This window comes from Bradyrhizobium sp. USDA 4449 (assembly GCF_054056275.1).
This window is the reverse complement of sequence record NZ_JBSRYD010000001.1, coordinates 2,561,477-2,576,362: the sequence shown is the minus strand read 5'-3', so window position 1 is coordinate 2,576,362 and position 14,886 is coordinate 2,561,477. Positions and strand designations below refer to the sequence as shown.

Here is a 14,886-nt window from a genome sequence, read left to right as displayed (position 1 = left end):
AACACAGCTCATCCCCTGTCATTGTATCGTCATGATGATGTCATCGGGCCGCTCGAAGACGAGCGCCCGCCCTCGAAATTTCGGATACAACATGACCAAGGTGCTTTCGGTCGAGCCGACCATCGATCCTTCGGCGAAACTGCACGAGGTCAGGCTCGGCGCCTACACCGAGGTCGGCGCGCGAACGATCCTGCACGAGGTGGCGATGGGCGATTACTCCTACGTCGTCAACGACGCGCAGATCACCTACACCACGATCGGAAAGTTCTGCTCGATCGCGGCGATGACGCGGATCAATCCCGGCAATCATCCGATGCACCGCGCCACGCAGGCGCATTTCACCTACCGCTCCAGCGCCTACTTTCCCGGCGAGAGCGACGACAGCGGGTTTTTCGAGTGGCGACGCCAGCATCATGTCCATATCGGCCACGACGTCTGGATCGGCCATGGCGCGATCGTGCTGCCGGGCCGCAACATCGGCACCGGCGCGGTCATCGCAGCCGGCGCCATCGTCACCAAGGACGTGCCGGCCTATGCCATCGTCGCCGGCAATCCCGCGCGCATCGTCCGCCGCCGGTTCTCGGAAGAGATTGCCGGGCGGCTTGCCAAGCTGGCATGGTGGGACTGGGATCACGACAAATTGCGTGAAGCGCTGCCCGATTTCCGCAAGCTCGCGATTGAAGATTTCCTCGGAGCATACGAAGCAGGGGCAAGTTTCCCTTCCAGCAAACGAAGCGCGGTCGCGTGACAGACATTTTCATCGAGGGTGGCCGGACGCTGATCGGCTCCGAGCTCGCCGAAACTTCCCTCGCAGTTTCAGGAACCGACATCGCGCAGATCGATGCATCCCGCGGCCGGGCACGGCTGGCGATCGATGCGCGCAATCTTCTGGTGCTGCCTGGAATCGTCGATCTGCACGGCGACGCCTTCGAGCGGCAGATGATGCCGCGCGCCGGCGTCGACTTCCCGATCGACGTCGCGCTTGACGACACCGACCGCCAGGTCATCGGTAACGGCATCACAACGGTATTCCACGCCACCACTTGGTCGTGGGAGCCGGGCCTGCGCAGCGGCGACAATGCAAGGCGCCTGCTCGAGGCGATCGAGCGGCAGCGTCCGCGCTTCGCCGCCGATACCCGTTTCCATCTGCGCCACGAGACCTACAATCTCGATGCCGAAGATGAGATCAGCCAGTGGCTAGGAGAGGGCCGCGTCGACCTGTTCGCCTTCAACGACCACATGGACGGGGTCGTTGCCGACATCTCCAATCCACGCAAGCGCAACCGCATGGTGGAACGCACCGGGCTGTCGAGCGAAGACTTCGACAAGCTCGTCACGCATATCGTCTCGCGCGCCGCCGATGTTCCGGCGTCGATCAACCGGCTCGCAGCAGTGGCCCGCGCGGCCGACGTGCGGATGCTCTCGCACGACGATGCGACGCCGGCGATGCGCAAGTCATTTCGCGACATGGGCGTGAAGCTCGCCGAGTTTCCGATCAATGAGGAGACGGCGCGCGAGGCCGCGGCTGCCGGCGACGCCATCGTCTACGGCGCGCCGAATGTCGTGCGCGGCGGCAGCCACACCGGCTGGACCAAGGCGTCCGACATGATCGCGAAGGGCCTCTGCTCGGTGCTGGCCTCCGACTATTACTATCCGGCGCCGCTGCTCGCGGCCTTCCGCCTGGCCGCCGAGGGCGTGCGGCCGCTGACCGAAGCCTGGAAGCTGATCTCGTCGGCACCGGCAGAAGCCACCGGGCTGACCGATCGCGGCACGCTCGCGACAGGCCTTCGTGCCGACATCCTGCTCGTCGACGACAGTGCGCCGTTGCGGCCGCGGCTGGTCGCGGTGATCTCAGCCGGCAAGCTCGTGCATCTCGCCGATGCGACCCGGCTGATCGGCACATCAGCGGCGCCGCGCGAGACTGTCGTTGCGGCCTAAATTGGCTATGCTCCTGAAATGACAGGTTTCCCCCGCTATGCGATCTATTTTGCCGCCGGCGCAGACAGCGCGCTCTCGCGCTTTGGCGCCGAGCTGCTCGGCTATGATGCCTATACGGGCGAGGAGCCACCCTTTGCCGGCGACGCGTTACGCGTTGCGCCTGACTGGCGCGACATCACCGCCGATCCCCGCAGATACGGCTTTCACGGCACGCTCAAGGCGCCGATGGCGCTGGCGGCGGGCAGGACCGAAGCGGAGCTCTCGGCGGCGTGTGCCGCATTTGCCGGCAAGGCCCGGCCGATTCCGGTGATCCGTCCTGTGGTCGGTGCCATCAGTGGCTTCATTGCTGTGATCCCGGCTGAGCCGGTCGATGCGCTTCAAAAGCTTGCCGCCGATTGCGCCCGCGATTTCGATTGCTTCCGTCCACCACTGACGGCGGAAGACCGCGCGCGGCGCAGGCCCGACAGGCTCAGCGAGCGGCAGCGCGACTATCTCGATCGCTGGGGCTATCCCTACGTGATGGAGGAGTTCCGCTTCCACATGACCGTGACGGGGCGGCTGGATGCGGATCGGCGCGGGCCGATCCTGGAGATGTTGCGGGCGCGGTTTGCGGGGCTCGGTCTCGACACGCTCGAGATCGATCGCATCACGCTGTTCAAGCAGGATGACGCGAAGACGAGGTTTCGCGTCATTGGCGAGTGGACGCTGGCGAGTTAGCGCGGCTTGCGCGGCATTCTCAATGTCGTCCCGGCAAAGGCCGGGACGACGGCGGAGACTTTGGATTACTTTCCCCAGCGCAGCGCCAACGCGTCGCGCTCCTTGGCGAGTTCGAGCAGTCCTGCCCGCGTCGCGGGATGCAGCGGCTGCAGCGGGTGGCGGACCGCGTCGGACTTGATCACGCCTCCGGCCTGCATCATCGCCTTGCAGGCGATCAGACCGCATTGACGGTTCTCGTAATTGATCAGCGGCAGCCAGCGTTCATAGGCGGTCTTGGCCTTCTCCCGATCGCCCGCGAAATAGGGATCGATGATCTGGCGGATACCGTCGGGATAGCCGCCGCCGGTCATCGCGCCGGTCGCGCCGGCATCGAGATCGGCCATCAGCGTGATCGCCTCCTCGCCGTCCCAAGGACCCTCTATATCCTTGCCGCCGGCCTCGATCAGGCTGCGGAGCTTTGACGCCGCGCCCGGCACCTCGATCTTGAAATAGCGGATATTGGAGAATTCGTGCGCCAACCGTGCCAGCAGCTCGACCGACAGCGGCGTGCCCGCGACCGGCGCGTCCTGGATCATGATCGGGATGTTGATCGCGCCCGAGAGCACCTTGAAGAATTCGACGATGCCCTTTTCAGGCACCCGGAACGTGGCGCCGTGATAGGGCGGCATGACCATGACCATGGCCGCACCGGCGGCCTCGGCCTGCCGGCTCCGCGCCGCGCACACGGCCGAGCTGAAATGGGTGGTGGTGACGATCACCGGCACGCGGCCGGCGACCTGCTCCAGCACCGCATGCATCACGCTCTCGCGTTCGGCATCGGTCAGCACGAATTGCTCGGAGAAATTGGCGAGGATGCAGATGCCGTTCGAACCGGCATCGATCATGAAATCGATGCAGCGACGCTGGCCCTCGAGATCGAGCTCGCCGCGCTCGTCGAAGATGGTGGGGGCGACCGGAAACACGCCGCGATAGGGGCGCTGGGCCTTGTGAGGGGTGACCGGCATCGAAATTATCTCCCTGTAGTCCCGTCGTTAGAGCTTGGTACCGCTACCATTTACAGGTCGCAGGCAGGCGCGGCAATGCCGATCCGCGTTCCGTCGAGCCGGGAATGGAAGTCTTAAGCGGACTTTACGGCGCCGAGGAAGCCCTCGACCGCGACACGGAGGCGGTCGGCGTCGGCCGACATCTTGGTCACGGATTGGAACAGCACCGTGCCGGCATTGCCGGTCTCCTGGTTGAGCTGGGCCACGCTGCCGATGGTATCGGTGACCTCGCGGGTGCCCTGGGCGGCATGCTGGAAGTTGCGCGAGATCTCGGTGGTGGCCGCGCGCTGCTGTTCGACGGCGGCGGCAATGGCGGTCATCTTTTCGTCGATGCCGCTGATGGCGCCCCCGATCGAACGGATGGCGGCGACCGCCTGACCAGTCGCGCCCTGGATCTCCTCCACCTGGCGCGAGATCTCTTCCGTCGCGGTCGCGGTCTGCGAGGCGAGGCTCTTGACCTCGCCGGCAACCACCGCAAAGCCGCGGCCGGCCTCGCCGGCACGGGCCGCCTCGATCGTGGCGTTCAAGGCGAGCAGATTGGTCTGGCCGGCGATGGCGTGGATCATCTTCACGACTTCGCTGATGCGGCCTGCGGTCTGGTCGAGGATTTCGACGGTGGCGTTGGTCTGCTCGACCTGGAATACCGCTTCGCGCGCATCACGTGCGCTGGACTGCACTTGCGCGGAGATCTCGCCGACAGAGGCCGAGAGCTCCTCGGTCGCGGCCGCGATGCTTTCGAGATTGTTGGTGGCCTGCTCGGCGGCGGACGAGACCGCGGAAGTCTGGCTGCTCGATTCCGACACCAACGTGCGCACGTCGGTCGCGGTCGCATCGAGCTCCTTGGCCGATGTCGCGACGCTTTGAATCACCGCCTGCACGGTTTCGTCAAAGCTACGGCACGCCTCGTCGACGGTGCCCGAGCGGGCGAGCTGCATCGCCTGCTGCGATTCGCGTTCCCGGCCAAGACGTTCCGCGGTGGCCGCGCTTTCGCGCAGGCTTTCCAGCGCGGCGGCCATGGTGCCGAACTCGTCGGGATAGCGGGGTTGCGGAACCGACGTTGCGTAGTCGCGCGCGCTGATCCGGGCGATCGCGTCGAGAATGGCGCGCACCGGACGCATCAGGCGATTTCGCACGACATAGACACCGGCGAGCGTCACGGCGAGCGCCAGCAGGAACGCGAGCGACTGCACGATCAGATTGGTCAGCGCCTTGGCCTGGACGGTCTCGGCGCGCGCGATCGACTGGTCGAGCGCCTTGGTCGCGATCCCGACAATGAGCGGGAACGGCGACTGGCACAGCACATTCCAGTCCGCCGCCGCCATCGCCGGCTTGCCGCTGCCGTCGAAATTCTTGGTGAGATCGCCGATCTGCCTGAGCACGCCGTCCGTCTTGCCACGCGCCTCCGTGGCGGCGCTGATCAACTCCGCGGCCACGTCGGGCGAGGCCAGCAGCTCGTCCATGCCGGACCAGGCGGAAGCGATGGTGCCGTCCCATTGCGCCAGCGCGCGCTTCTGGGCGTCGTCGAGCGGCTTGCTGCTGTTGACGTTCGAGCGCAATGCCGAACAATGGATTCCATAGCGGTCGCGCACCTGCCAGGCGAGACGTCGGACCTGGATCATGCGGGCAATGAAGGGATCGTCCATCCAGGCGCGGTTCGACACCGCGGTGGAGGCGAGATTCGCGGTGTCGATGACCTTGGAGACGGCGTCGTACCAGGAGTTGGTGCGCTCGATCTTGCGTTCGGCACGGGGACGCCTGGCTTCGTCGTAGAACAGCTGGAATTGCGGCGCGGCCTCGCCCCAGCGCTGCTTCAGCGTGCTCGCAAGCTCGTCGCGCCGGACGAAGTTGACACTGGCCATCGCGGCGCTGACGCCATCATAGCCACCCTGCTCCGCCTTCTCGGCCTCGGCAAGCTTGGGACGCGCGTCGTCTTCGCCGAGCAGCGCGCTCTGGGCGTCGCCGCGATTGCTGCGCAGCGCCAGCACGCCATGAAAGATCGCCTTGTCCGCGGCGGCCAGCCTCGCGGTCTCGAGGCTGTCGCTGTAGCGGCCGAAGGCCCCGACCATCTGGGTCGCCGTAGAGGCGAGCGCGCCGGCCGCCAGCAGAGCCATCAACACCAGGAGGAGCGAGCTTACCGATTTCTTAAACATGGACATGGGTCGCAAGGGGCCTACTTCACGAGAAGCCACCTTGCACCGCGACATGCGAACGTTCCGTTAAGGCTGAATCAAACGCGGGGAATTCCCGGTTTGCCAGACCCTAACACCGCCTCGACGTCACGAAACCTTGGTGAAGTCAGGCGGCCGACGCTCGGCAAAGGCCGTGAACGCCTCGCGTGCCTCGGCGGTGCGCAGGCGCCGTGCGAACTGCTCGCCCTCCGCCAGCATCTGAGCGACCAGGGCCTCGCCGTTTCGCATGAGTTTCTTGGTCGCAGTGAGCGCACCGGCCGGCTGGCGGGCGAGACGCTGGGCCAACGCAAGCGCCTCGGCGTCGAGCTTGTCCAGCGGCACCACGCGGCTGGCCAGGCCCCATTCCAGCGCCGCCTTGGCCGGCACGGTCTCGCCGAGCGCGAACATCTCGTAGGCGCGGGAATAGCCTATGCGCGCCGGCATCAGCAGGCTCGATGCGGCCTCTGGAACCAGCGCGAGACTGACGAAAGGCGTCGACAACAGTGTGTTGTCGGCGAGCACGACGAGATCACAATGCAAGAGCATCGTGGTGCCGATGCCGACGGCGCGGCCCTGCACGGCCGCGACCAGCGGACGGGTGCAACGCGCCAGCGACTGGATGAAGCGGCCGACGTTGCGGCTGCCTTCGGACTTGCCGGTGGCGACGGCTGCAAACTCGCCGACGTCGTTGCCGGCAGTGAACATGTCACCCTCGCCGCGGATCAGCAGCACGCGCGCGGACGGATCGGACTCGGCGGATTCGACGGTGTCGGCAAGCTTGCCGTACATCGCATCCGTCAGCGCGTTCTTCTTGTCGGGGCGCGCCAGCGTGATCGTGAGAACTCCGCCGTTGTTTTCGACGCGCACATGCTCGGTCATCGGTTTCTCCTCTTAGTCCTCTGGATCCCTTGTGGTGTCTGTTGAAATCTCTCTTGGAAACTTGTCTTGAATGCTCCTCAGCCAGCGCGCGACAATTTCGATCTCCGCACCGGTAAATCCCTCCGTCAGCGCGGCGTTGATTGCAGCCGTGTCGGTCTTTGCCTGCGCCAGCACATCGCGGCCCCTTGGCGTCAACCACACCCGCCAGGCACGGCCGTCCTCGCGATCGGCCCTCCGCTCGACCAGTTTTGCCGCAGCACTGCGATCCACCAGGCCGGAGATGCCGGCCGGGCCCATATCCAGTGCCGCCCCGGCTTCGCCCATGAGGACGCCATCCTGCTTGCCGAGGATGAACAGCAGCCCGGCCTGTGCCGGCGTCACTTCGCTCGAGGGCTGTGCCGCCATCCAACGCTGCAGGCGCCGTTGCGCGACGTTCAGCAGATAGATCAGCCGATGATGTCTCGCTGCGGTTGGTTTATTTCGCATGCGAAATACATAGCCGGAGCGAATGGGATTGTCAAAACGGAGCCGCTAGGCCGGTTTGGCGCGGCAGCCGTCCAGGAAAAGCGCCGCGCAGGTCTCCACGCGTCGTTCGATCTGCTTGCGTGACGGCAAAGCTGCACCGCCATAGATCGCGGCACGCTGCGGCGCCGACGCGACCATGCCGATCAGCATGCCGGCCGCTTCTTCGGCGTCTCCGATGGCGATGCGCTTGCGCTTGACCTGGAGGCGCAGCCAACCGGCGAGTGTCCTGACGGTGCGGGCGATGCCGTTGGTGTAGAAATTCGCGGCGAGCTCCGGAAATGTAGCGGATTGCTGCAGCACCATGCGCTGCAACGCCACGACCTCGGGGTCGAGCGCGAGATCGGCGCAGGCCATCAGAGCGGCGCGCAAGCCCGTTTCGACATCGACGTCATCGCCGGCCTGGAGATCGACGGCAGAGAGCAGGCGCTCGAGCCTGTCTGCGCACATGGCCTCGAACAGCGCGGCCTTGCCTGGAAAAAGGCGATAGAGCGTCTTGGTCGAGATGCCGGCGCGGCGGGCGAGCTCTTCGGTGCTGGTCGCGGCGTAGCCTTCGACCGCGAAGGTATGCCGCGCCACTTCGAGGACGATTCGCGTCGTCTCGTCGTCGCTGCGCACCGGGGGCCGCCCGCGCGGGCGGCATGCGTTGTCCTGTCTTGCCTCAGCCATGTCTTTACATGATGCCTGTCATTCCATTGACAATTCCAAAGCTAGCCTCATTTTGGAAATCGTCAAGTTTCCTAAATCAGGGGAGCCGGCCATGACCGTCCACACCACCCCATCTGCCGCCGTCCAGACCGCCCTGCCCGCTTCCGCGCTGGAGGGTGTCCTGCCCGGCACACCAGCCGTCGCCACCAGGAAAAAACTCAGTCTTCGCAAGCTATTGCTGATGGGAGCCGCGGTCATCGCAGTCGCCGGTGCGAGCTGGTACGGCTATGATTACTGGACTGTCGGCCAGTACCTCGTCTCGACCGATGACGCCTATGTGAAGGCTGACAACACCACCGTCGCTCCGAAGGTCGGCGGCTATCTCGATCGCGTTCTGGTCGCCGATAACGAGCAAGTGAAGGCCGGTCAGGTGCTGGCCCGGATCGACGACCGCGACTTCAGGGTCGCGCTCGACCAGGCCAAGGCCGATGTGCTGGCGGCGAATGCCACCATATCGAGCAAGGAAGCGCAGATCGAGGTTCAGCAGGCGGTGATCAAGGCCGCGCGAGCCACGCTCGACGTCGATCAGGCCAACCTCACCTTCGCCGCGCAGGACAACAAGCGCTACACCGATCTCGCCGCGACCGGCTCCGGCAGCGTGCAGAACGCGCAGCAGGCGCAATCACGCATTGCCTCCGCGCAGGCGACGCTCGAACGCGACACCGCCAATCTCGCTTCGGCCCTCAAGCAGGTCGACCTGCTCAAGGCCGAGATCGTCCAGGCCAAGGCGGCGGCGGCGCGTGCGGAAGCGGTGCAGCACCAGGCCGAGCTGAACCTCGGCTACACCAGCGTCGTCTCCCCGATCGACGGCGTGGTCGGAAACCGTTCGTTGCGCGTCGGCCAGTTCGTACAGGCAGGCACGCAACTGATGTCGATCGTGCCGGCCGAGGGTGCCTACGTCGTCGCCAATTTCAAGGAAACTCAGCTCACCCACGTGAAATCGGGCCAGGCCGTCGCTATCGAGGTCGACATGTTTCCGGGCCAGATCGTGCACGGCCATGTCGACTCCATCGCGCCCGCCAGCGGCCAGGAATTCGCGCTGCTGCCGCCCGACAACGCGACCGGCAATTTCACCAAGGTGGTGCAACGCATCCCGGTCAAGATCGCGCTCGATGATGAGCACGGGCGCGCCATCGCGCTCCGTCCCGGCATGTCCGTCATCCCGACCATTGCAACTCGTTCGAATACGCAGGCTGCGAAGGCGGCCGATGCGTCAAAGGCAACACTCGTTTCCGGAGGGTCGTGCCATGTCAGACAGCCTCTCACTTTCGACGCAAGCAACCCCGGTCGCGACGCCTAATCACGTCGCCGTCGCTTCCAACCGCGCGAGCGTCGCGGTCTGGGTCGCCGTGCTTGCCGCCATGATCGGATCGTTCATGGCGATCCTGAACATCCAGATCACCAACGCCTCGCTGGCCAACATCGAGGGCGGCATCGGCACCGGCGCCGACAACGGCTCCTGGATCTCCACGTCGTACCTGATCGGCGAGATCATCGTGATCCCGCTGACCGACTATCTCAGCCGCGTGCTCACGTTCCGCCGCTACATGCTGGCGAGCGCGAGCCTGTTCGCGGCCTTCTCGGTCGCCTGTGCCTTCACCCACGACCTGCCGTCGATGATCGCGATGCGCGGCCTGCAAGGCTTTGCCGGCGGCGTGCTGATCCCCATGGCGTTCACGCTGGTGTTGACCAGGCTGCCGAAACCGCAGCAGCCGGTTGGGCTCGCGATCTTCGCGCTATCTGTCACTTTTGCCCCCGCGATCGGCCCGACGATCGGCGGCTATCTCACGGAGACCTACGGCTGGCGCACGATCTTTTTCGTCAACGTGATCCCGACCGCGGTGATGGTGACCGCGCTCTATCTGACGCTCGAGCGGCAGAAGATGCAGCTCGGACTTTTGAAAGAAGGCGACTGGGCCGGCATCGTCACCATGGCGATCGGGCTGTCAGCGCTGCAGGCCGTGCTCGAGGAAGGCAACAAGGACGACTGGTTCTCCTCGCCCTTCATCGTCAAGCTCGCGGTGATCGCGGCCATCAGCCTGACGCTGTTCGTCACCATCGAGCTCACCATCGAAAAGCCGCTGATCCGGCTACGCCTGCTGACGCAACGCAATTTCGGCTTCGGGACGATCGCGATGACGATGGTCGGTTTCGCGCTGTTCGGCTCCGTCTACATCCTGCCGGCCTATCTCGGCCAGGCGCAGGGCTACAATGCGGAGCAGATCGGGAACGTGCTGGCCTGGACCGGCCTGCCGCAGCTGGTGCTGATCCCGCTGATCCCGAAACTGATGCAGCGTTTCGACACACGCCTCATCGCAATCACCGGGCTGCTCATCTTCGCCTATAGCTGCTTCATGAACACGGGCATGTCGGCCGACTATGCCGGCGATCAGCTCTGGATCCCCAACATCGTGCGCGCCGTGGGCCAGGCCATGGTGCTGACGCCGCTGACCTCGGTGCTGACGGGCGGAATCGCACCGCAGGACGCGGCCGCGGCCTCGGGCATCAGCAACATGTTCCGCAATCTCGGCGGCGCCATCGGCACGGCGACACTTGCCACCATCATCACCAAGCGCGAGCAGTTTCACTCCAACATCATCGGCCAGTCCGTCACGCTCGGCCGCGAGGAAGTCCGCGGCCGCGTCGCGCAGATGACGGACTATTTCCTGGCCCATGGCGTGCCCGACCCCAACGCCGCGCGCGAGCAGGCGATCATCGCGCTCGGCAAGACGGTGAAGCGCCAGGCGCTGGTGATGGGCTATTCCGACGCGTTCGCCGTGATCGGCACAGTGCTGGTGCTCGCCGCGATCGCGGTGCTGCTGACGCGGCGGGTGAAGGCGGCGGGCGCGGGCGGCGCGCACTAGGACCTCGCGGATGGATCGCGGCTTGAGGCGGCCGTCGCGATCGAGGGCCGCTTCCTCGTCCGGTGGCGGACAAGCGACGGCGGCGGGGTAAACCACCCTGCCCCGTCAATCGCTTCAGAACGATCCAAGCGCGCTGCCCAGCGCGATGACAGTCACCAGCGCCACGAGCGACGTCACGATGCCCACCATGACGATGTCAACATAGCTGTCGCGATGCGTCAGGCCGCAGATCGCGAGCAGGCTGACCACCGCACCGTTATGCGGCAGAATATCCAGCGTTCCCGAGCCGATCACCGCGACGCGATGCATCAGAGCAAGATCGATGCCGGTGCGTGCGGCGAGATCCAGATAGGTCTCTCCGAGTGCATCAAGCGCAATGGTCAGGCCGCCCGATGCCGAGCCGGTCAGCGCCGCCAGGATGTTGGTTGCGACCGCGAGCGACACCAGCGGCCCGCCTTCGATCGCGAGCACCCAGTCACGCACGGTTGTGAAGGCCGGCAGCGCGGCCACGACCGCACCAAATCCGACCAGGCTCGCCACACTGAACGCAGGCAGCACCGATGCATTGGCCCCGGCATCCATGGTCTGCCGCAACGCCGGCAGGCGCGCCCGGTTCAGCGCGATCGTCGCGACGATGGCGGCGGTCAGGGCGACCACGACCGACCACACGCCTGCGACCGCGGCAAGCGAGGTCCCGCCAAAGCGTTGCTCGGCGAGATAGGAGACATCGAGGCTCGGCAGCACGCCGAGCGACATCGCCAGATTGACGGCGACGACGACGATCAGTGGCAGGATGGCGCTCACGACGGGCGCAGGCTCGCTGCTGCGGCGGCCGTGCTTGAGCTCCGCCGGATCGAACTCGCGTGCCGCGGTGGCGCGCTCGCGGACGAACTCGTCGGATGCGGCGCGCTCGGTCAGATCCTCGCCTTCGTCGCCATAACCCTCGCCGGCGCGCCGCGCCTTGGCTTCCGCGCGATGCAGCCACCACAATCCCGTTCCGAGCATGATGAGAGAGGCGATGATGCCGAGGCCCGGCGCGGCAAACGGTGTCGTGCCGAAGAACGGCATCGGGATCGCATTCTGGATCGAGGGTGTGCCCGGAAGGGCCGACATGGTGAAGGTCGAGGTGCCCAGAACGATCGTGGCCGGAATCAGCCGGCGCGGAATGCCGGCAGCACGAAACAGCGAACGTGCCATCGGCACGATGACGAAGAACGCGACGAACAGGCTGACGCCGCCGTAGGTGACCAGCGCGCCCGCCAGCACCACGGCCAGGATCACGCGCCGCTCGCCGAGATTTTTCGCCATGAAGGCGGCGATCGACCTGACCGCGCCGCTGTCATCCATCAGCTTGCCGAAAACGGCGCCGAGCAGAAAGATCGGAAAGAACTGTGCCAAAAACCCCGCCGCATTCACCATGAAAACCTGCGTCAGGTTCGCCAGCAGCGGCTCACCACCGAACAATGCCGCAACCAGCGCCGCGAAGGGCGCGAGCAGGAGAACGCTCCAGCCGCGAAACGCAAACAGCACGAGCAGACCGAGTCCGACGAGAAGGCCGAGAAGCCCCATGCCTCAGCACTCCGCCAGGAGGACATCGAGATCGGCCGTCGAACGCCGGCCGATGTCGGCGCCATGCTCGGCGAGAAAGGCCTCCGCGGCCATGCGCCCCTCCGCGCGGAGCATCGAGACGAACTCCCATTCCGCGTTGAGCTTCGACGATGCGCCGAATTTCGCAAGCATGTCGCTCTTGATCCGGTGTGTCCGCATCTTGGCCCACCGCGCGCCCTCGCCGCTACCGGGATCGGCGGCCTGCCGCAACAGCGCGATCATGCGCAGCTCCTTCATCAGCGGTGAATTGAAGGAAATCTCGTTGAGACGGTTGAGGATCTCCGCGGCCGTCCGCGGCGGCTCCAGCCGCTCGGTCGGATTGATCTGAACGAGGATCGTGTCGTGGGCGTCGCTTTCGCGGACCAGCGGTGTGATGGTCGGGTTGCCGGCAAAGCCGCCATCCCAATACGGTTCACCGTCGATCTCGATGGCGCGGAACATGGTCGGCAGGCAGGCCGATGCCAGCAGCACATCGGCGGTGATCTCGGCGTTGCGGAAGACGCGGCCGCGGCCAGTGCGCACCCGCGTCGCGGTGATGAAGAGCAGAATCGGCGAGTGCGCAAGCCGCCCGAAATCGATGCTCTCGGCCAACACGGCGCGCAGCGGGTTGTAGCCCATCGGGTTGAGATCGTAGGGCGACAGCACCCGCGACATCAGGTCGGTGAGGACGTAGAACGGCGACGTATCGAGTGTCCAGCGTCCCATCAACCGGTCGAGTGGCGAGCGCTGCAGCGGACTGAAGGCCGCAGCCCTCGAGACGCGGCGCCAATATTGCGCAAGCGCGTCACGCGCGCCTTCGGCACCGCCCGCCGTCCACCCATCCGCCAGCACCGCAGCATTCATCGCCCCGGCAGAGGTTCCGGAGATCGCTGCTATCGTAAGCCACTTCTCTTCGAGAAGACGATCAAGCACGCCCCAGGAGAAGGCGCCGTGCGAGCCACCGCCCTGAAGCGCAAGATCGATCAGTACGGAATCCCGTTCCATGGCGGGCCCTCACGCAACTGAAGCTCAAATTCCGCGCGATTTCTAACACGCGAGAACGACAGCAGTGTAGCGAGCACCGGCCGGGAGACGCAACCGGAACGTGACGCCTCTAGTGCTCGAATACCAGGCGTGCGCCGATCGTGCCTTCGAGGCTGCGGATCTGCGCCAGCAGCGCGCCCGAGTCCTGGCCGCCGAGATCGGCGTCGAGCACAACGTAACCGAGATCCCCGGCCGTCTCCAGATATTGCGCGGCGATATTGATGTCGCGCTGGAGGAAGACCTCGTTCAACCGGCGCAGCATCCCCGGCACGTTGCGATGGACGTGGCTGAAGCGGACGCCGGAGGGGCGCAGATGCAGCTGCACCTCAGGGAAGTTCACGGCGCCCATGGTCGATCCCGTGATGAAATAATCGACCAGCTTGCGCGCCACCTCGCCGCCGATGCGCTCCTGCGCCTCTTCGGTGGAACCACCGACATGGGGCGTGAGGATGACGTTGTTGATGCCCTGCATCGGGCTCTTGAAGCGCTCCGAGTTGGACGACGGCTCGACCGGAAACACGTCGATGGCGGCACCGGCGATATGACCATCACGCAACGCGCCGGCAAGCGCATCGAGATCCACGACCGTGCCGCGGCTGTTGTTGATCAGGAACGACCCTGATTTCATCGCCCGCAGCTCCTTCTCGCCGATCATACCCGCGGTCTCCGGCGTCTCCGGCACGTGCAGGCTGACCACGTCGCTCTGCGCCAGCAGCTCTTCCAGCTTCTCGACGGGCTCGGTATTGCCGTGGCGGAGCTTGTCGGTGCGATCATAATAGATCACCCGCATGCCCATGGCTTCGGCCAGCGTCGAGAGCTGCGAGCCGATATTGCCGTAGCCGATGATGCCGAGCGTACGGCCGCGCACCTCGCGGCTGCCTGCGGCGGACTTGTCCCAGCCGCCCTCGTGGGCCGACACCGAGCGCGGAAAGATCTGCCGCAGGAGCATCACGATCTCACCAATGACGAGCTCTGCGACGCTGCGCGTGTTGGAGAACGGCGCGTTGAACACGGGAATGCCGCGCTTTCGCGCGGCCAGCAGATCGACCTGGTTGGTACCGACGCTGAAGCAGCCGACCGCGAGCAGCCCGTCAGCGCCCGCCAGCACATCGTCGGTGATCTGGGTGCGCGAGCGGATGCCGAGCAGCGAGACGCCCTTGAGCGCGTGGCGCAGCGCCTCGCCATCCAGCGCCTTGGTCAGGCGCTCGACATTGGTGAAACCCGCGCTCTTGAACAGGTCCACGGCGCTGTCGTTGACACCTTCAAGCAGCAGCGCCTTCGCGCTCCGCTCAGGGCTTTGGCCTGGGGCTGGCATGGAATCTCCTGAATGGCGGCTTTGCCGCAGCTCATAGACCGCCGACGCCGTACAGCACAATAGGGTTCGGATACGGGGAGAAGATGGCGGCCCCGCTTGGT

At 65.6% G+C, this 14,886-nt stretch carries 13 protein-coding genes; 5 read left to right on the top strand and 8 right to left on the bottom strand.

Annotated elements, in window-relative coordinates; all coding sequences use genetic code 11:
* Window positions 1-91 precede the first annotated feature (91 nt).
* The 3 genes from ACVIIW_RS12210 to ACVIIW_RS12200 are packed head-to-tail and all read left to right on the top strand — an operon-like array spanning window position 92 to window position 2,655.
* Window positions 92-748 carry a transferase hexapeptide repeat family protein gene (locus ACVIIW_RS12210; protein ID WP_456700971.1) on the top strand — a complete coding sequence of 219 codons (657 nt, stop codon included), beginning with the start codon at window positions 92-94 and terminating at the stop codon, window positions 746-748.
* The gene (locus ACVIIW_RS12205) at window positions 745-1,938 is read left to right on the top strand and encodes an alpha-D-ribose 1-methylphosphonate 5-triphosphate diphosphatase (protein ID WP_456700970.1); all 1,194 of its coding nucleotides are present in this window, start codon (window positions 745-747) and stop codon (window positions 1,936-1,938) included. The genes ACVIIW_RS12210 and ACVIIW_RS12205 overlap by 4 nt, the downstream gene beginning before the upstream one ends.
* Before the next feature lie 18 nt (window positions 1,939-1,956).
* A complete protein-coding gene (locus ACVIIW_RS12200; RefSeq protein WP_456700969.1) occupies window positions 1,957-2,655 on the top strand; it encodes a DUF1045 domain-containing protein in 699 nt (232 codons plus the stop codon).
* Window positions 2,656-2,720: 65 nt separating this feature from the next.
* Here the strand turns inward: ACVIIW_RS12200 and ACVIIW_RS12195 are convergent, their stop codons facing one another.
* The 5 genes from ACVIIW_RS12195 to ACVIIW_RS12175 all read right to left on the bottom strand — a co-directional run bounded on the left by ACVIIW_RS12195 (window position 2,721) and on the right by ACVIIW_RS12175 (window position 7,885).
* Window positions 2,721-3,659 (bottom strand): dihydrodipicolinate synthase family protein, encoded by a 939-nt coding sequence (locus ACVIIW_RS12195; protein WP_456700968.1) that lies wholly within the window; start codon window positions 3,657-3,659, stop codon window positions 2,721-2,723.
* Window positions 3,660-3,772: 113 nt separating this feature from the next.
* Complete coding sequence (locus tag ACVIIW_RS12190) at window positions 3,773-5,854, bottom strand: methyl-accepting chemotaxis protein (RefSeq protein ID WP_456700967.1); 2,082 nt, start codon at window positions 5,852-5,854, stop codon at window positions 3,773-3,775.
* 120 nt (window positions 5,855-5,974) lie between these two features.
* The gene (locus ACVIIW_RS12185) at window positions 5,975-6,745 is read right to left on the bottom strand and encodes an enoyl-CoA hydratase (RefSeq protein ID WP_456700966.1); all 771 of its coding nucleotides are present in this window, start codon (window positions 6,743-6,745) and stop codon (window positions 5,975-5,977) included.
* A gap of 12 nt (window positions 6,746-6,757) precedes the next feature.
* On the bottom strand, window positions 6,758-7,231 hold the full coding sequence (locus ACVIIW_RS12180; protein WP_456700965.1) for a MarR family winged helix-turn-helix transcriptional regulator: 474 nt from the start codon (window positions 7,229-7,231) through the stop codon (window positions 6,758-6,760).
* Between the two features lie 45 nt (window positions 7,232-7,276).
* Window positions 7,277-7,885 (bottom strand): TetR/AcrR family transcriptional regulator, encoded by a 609-nt coding sequence (locus ACVIIW_RS12175; RefSeq protein ID WP_456700964.1) that lies wholly within the window; start codon window positions 7,883-7,885, stop codon window positions 7,277-7,279.
* Window positions 7,886-8,027: 142 nt separating this feature from the next.
* Between ACVIIW_RS12175 and ACVIIW_RS12170 the strand changes: the two genes are divergently transcribed.
* Both ACVIIW_RS12170 and ACVIIW_RS12165 read left to right on the top strand, forming a co-directional pair.
* Window positions 8,028-9,275, top strand: a complete 1,248-nt coding sequence (locus tag ACVIIW_RS12170; RefSeq protein WP_456700963.1) for an HlyD family secretion protein — start codon at window positions 8,028-8,030, stop codon at window positions 9,273-9,275.
* Window positions 9,223-10,839, top strand: coding sequence for an MDR family MFS transporter (locus tag ACVIIW_RS12165; RefSeq protein WP_456700962.1), 1,617 nt, complete (start codon window positions 9,223-9,225; stop codon window positions 10,837-10,839). The genes ACVIIW_RS12170 and ACVIIW_RS12165 overlap by 53 nt, the downstream gene beginning before the upstream one ends.
* Before the next feature lie 114 nt (window positions 10,840-10,953).
* Here ACVIIW_RS12165 and ACVIIW_RS12160 read toward each other — a convergent pair whose 3' ends face one another.
* From ACVIIW_RS12160 to serA, 3 genes are all read right to left on the bottom strand, one after another.
* A complete protein-coding gene (locus ACVIIW_RS12160; RefSeq protein WP_456700961.1) occupies window positions 10,954-12,408 on the bottom strand; it encodes a GntP family permease in 1,455 nt (484 codons plus the stop codon).
* Window positions 12,409-12,411: 3 nt separating this feature from the next.
* Window positions 12,412-13,431 carry a patatin-like phospholipase family protein gene (locus tag ACVIIW_RS12155; RefSeq protein WP_456700960.1) on the bottom strand — a complete coding sequence of 340 codons (1,020 nt, stop codon included), beginning with the start codon at window positions 13,429-13,431 and terminating at the stop codon, window positions 12,412-12,414.
* Between the two features lie 109 nt (window positions 13,432-13,540).
* Window positions 13,541-14,785: a phosphoglycerate dehydrogenase gene (gene serA / locus ACVIIW_RS12150; RefSeq protein ID WP_456700959.1), complete on the bottom strand. Its 1,245-nt coding sequence runs from the start codon at window positions 14,783-14,785 to the stop codon at window positions 13,541-13,543.
* Window positions 14,786-14,886: the final 101 nt, after the last annotated feature.

Excerpts from the sequence above, each read along its gene's own strand:
- ACVIIW_RS12210 (WP_456700971.1), top strand. The coding sequence starts at position 92 with ATGACCAAGGTGCTTTCGGTCGAGCCGACCATCGATCCTTCGGCGAAA.
- ACVIIW_RS12155 (WP_456700960.1), bottom strand. The coding sequence starts at position 13,431 with ATGGAACGGGATTCCGTACTGATCGATCTTGCGCTTCAGGGCGGTGGC.
- ACVIIW_RS12165 (WP_456700962.1), top strand. The coding sequence starts at position 9,223 with ATGTCAGACAGCCTCTCACTTTCGACGCAAGCAACCCCGGTCGCGACG.
- ACVIIW_RS12180 (WP_456700965.1), bottom strand. The coding sequence starts at position 7,231 with ATGCGAAATAAACCAACCGCAGCGAGACATCATCGGCTGATCTATCTG.
- ACVIIW_RS12160 (WP_456700961.1), bottom strand. The coding sequence starts at position 12,408 with ATGGGGCTTCTCGGCCTTCTCGTCGGACTCGGTCTGCTCGTGCTGTTT.
- ACVIIW_RS12195 (WP_456700968.1), bottom strand. The coding sequence starts at position 3,659 with ATGCCGGTCACCCCTCACAAGGCCCAGCGCCCCTATCGCGGCGTGTTT.
- ACVIIW_RS12185 (WP_456700966.1), bottom strand. The coding sequence starts at position 6,745 with ATGACCGAGCATGTGCGCGTCGAAAACAACGGCGGAGTTCTCACGATC.
- ACVIIW_RS12200 (WP_456700969.1), top strand. The coding sequence starts at position 1,957 with ATGACAGGTTTCCCCCGCTATGCGATCTATTTTGCCGCCGGCGCAGAC.
- ACVIIW_RS12170 (WP_456700963.1), top strand. The coding sequence starts at position 8,028 with ATGACCGTCCACACCACCCCATCTGCCGCCGTCCAGACCGCCCTGCCC.
- serA (WP_456700959.1), bottom strand. The coding sequence starts at position 14,785 with ATGCCAGCCCCAGGCCAAAGCCCTGAGCGGAGCGCGAAGGCGCTGCTG.
- ACVIIW_RS12190 (WP_456700967.1), bottom strand. The coding sequence starts at position 5,854 with ATGTCCATGTTTAAGAAATCGGTAAGCTCGCTCCTCCTGGTGTTGATG.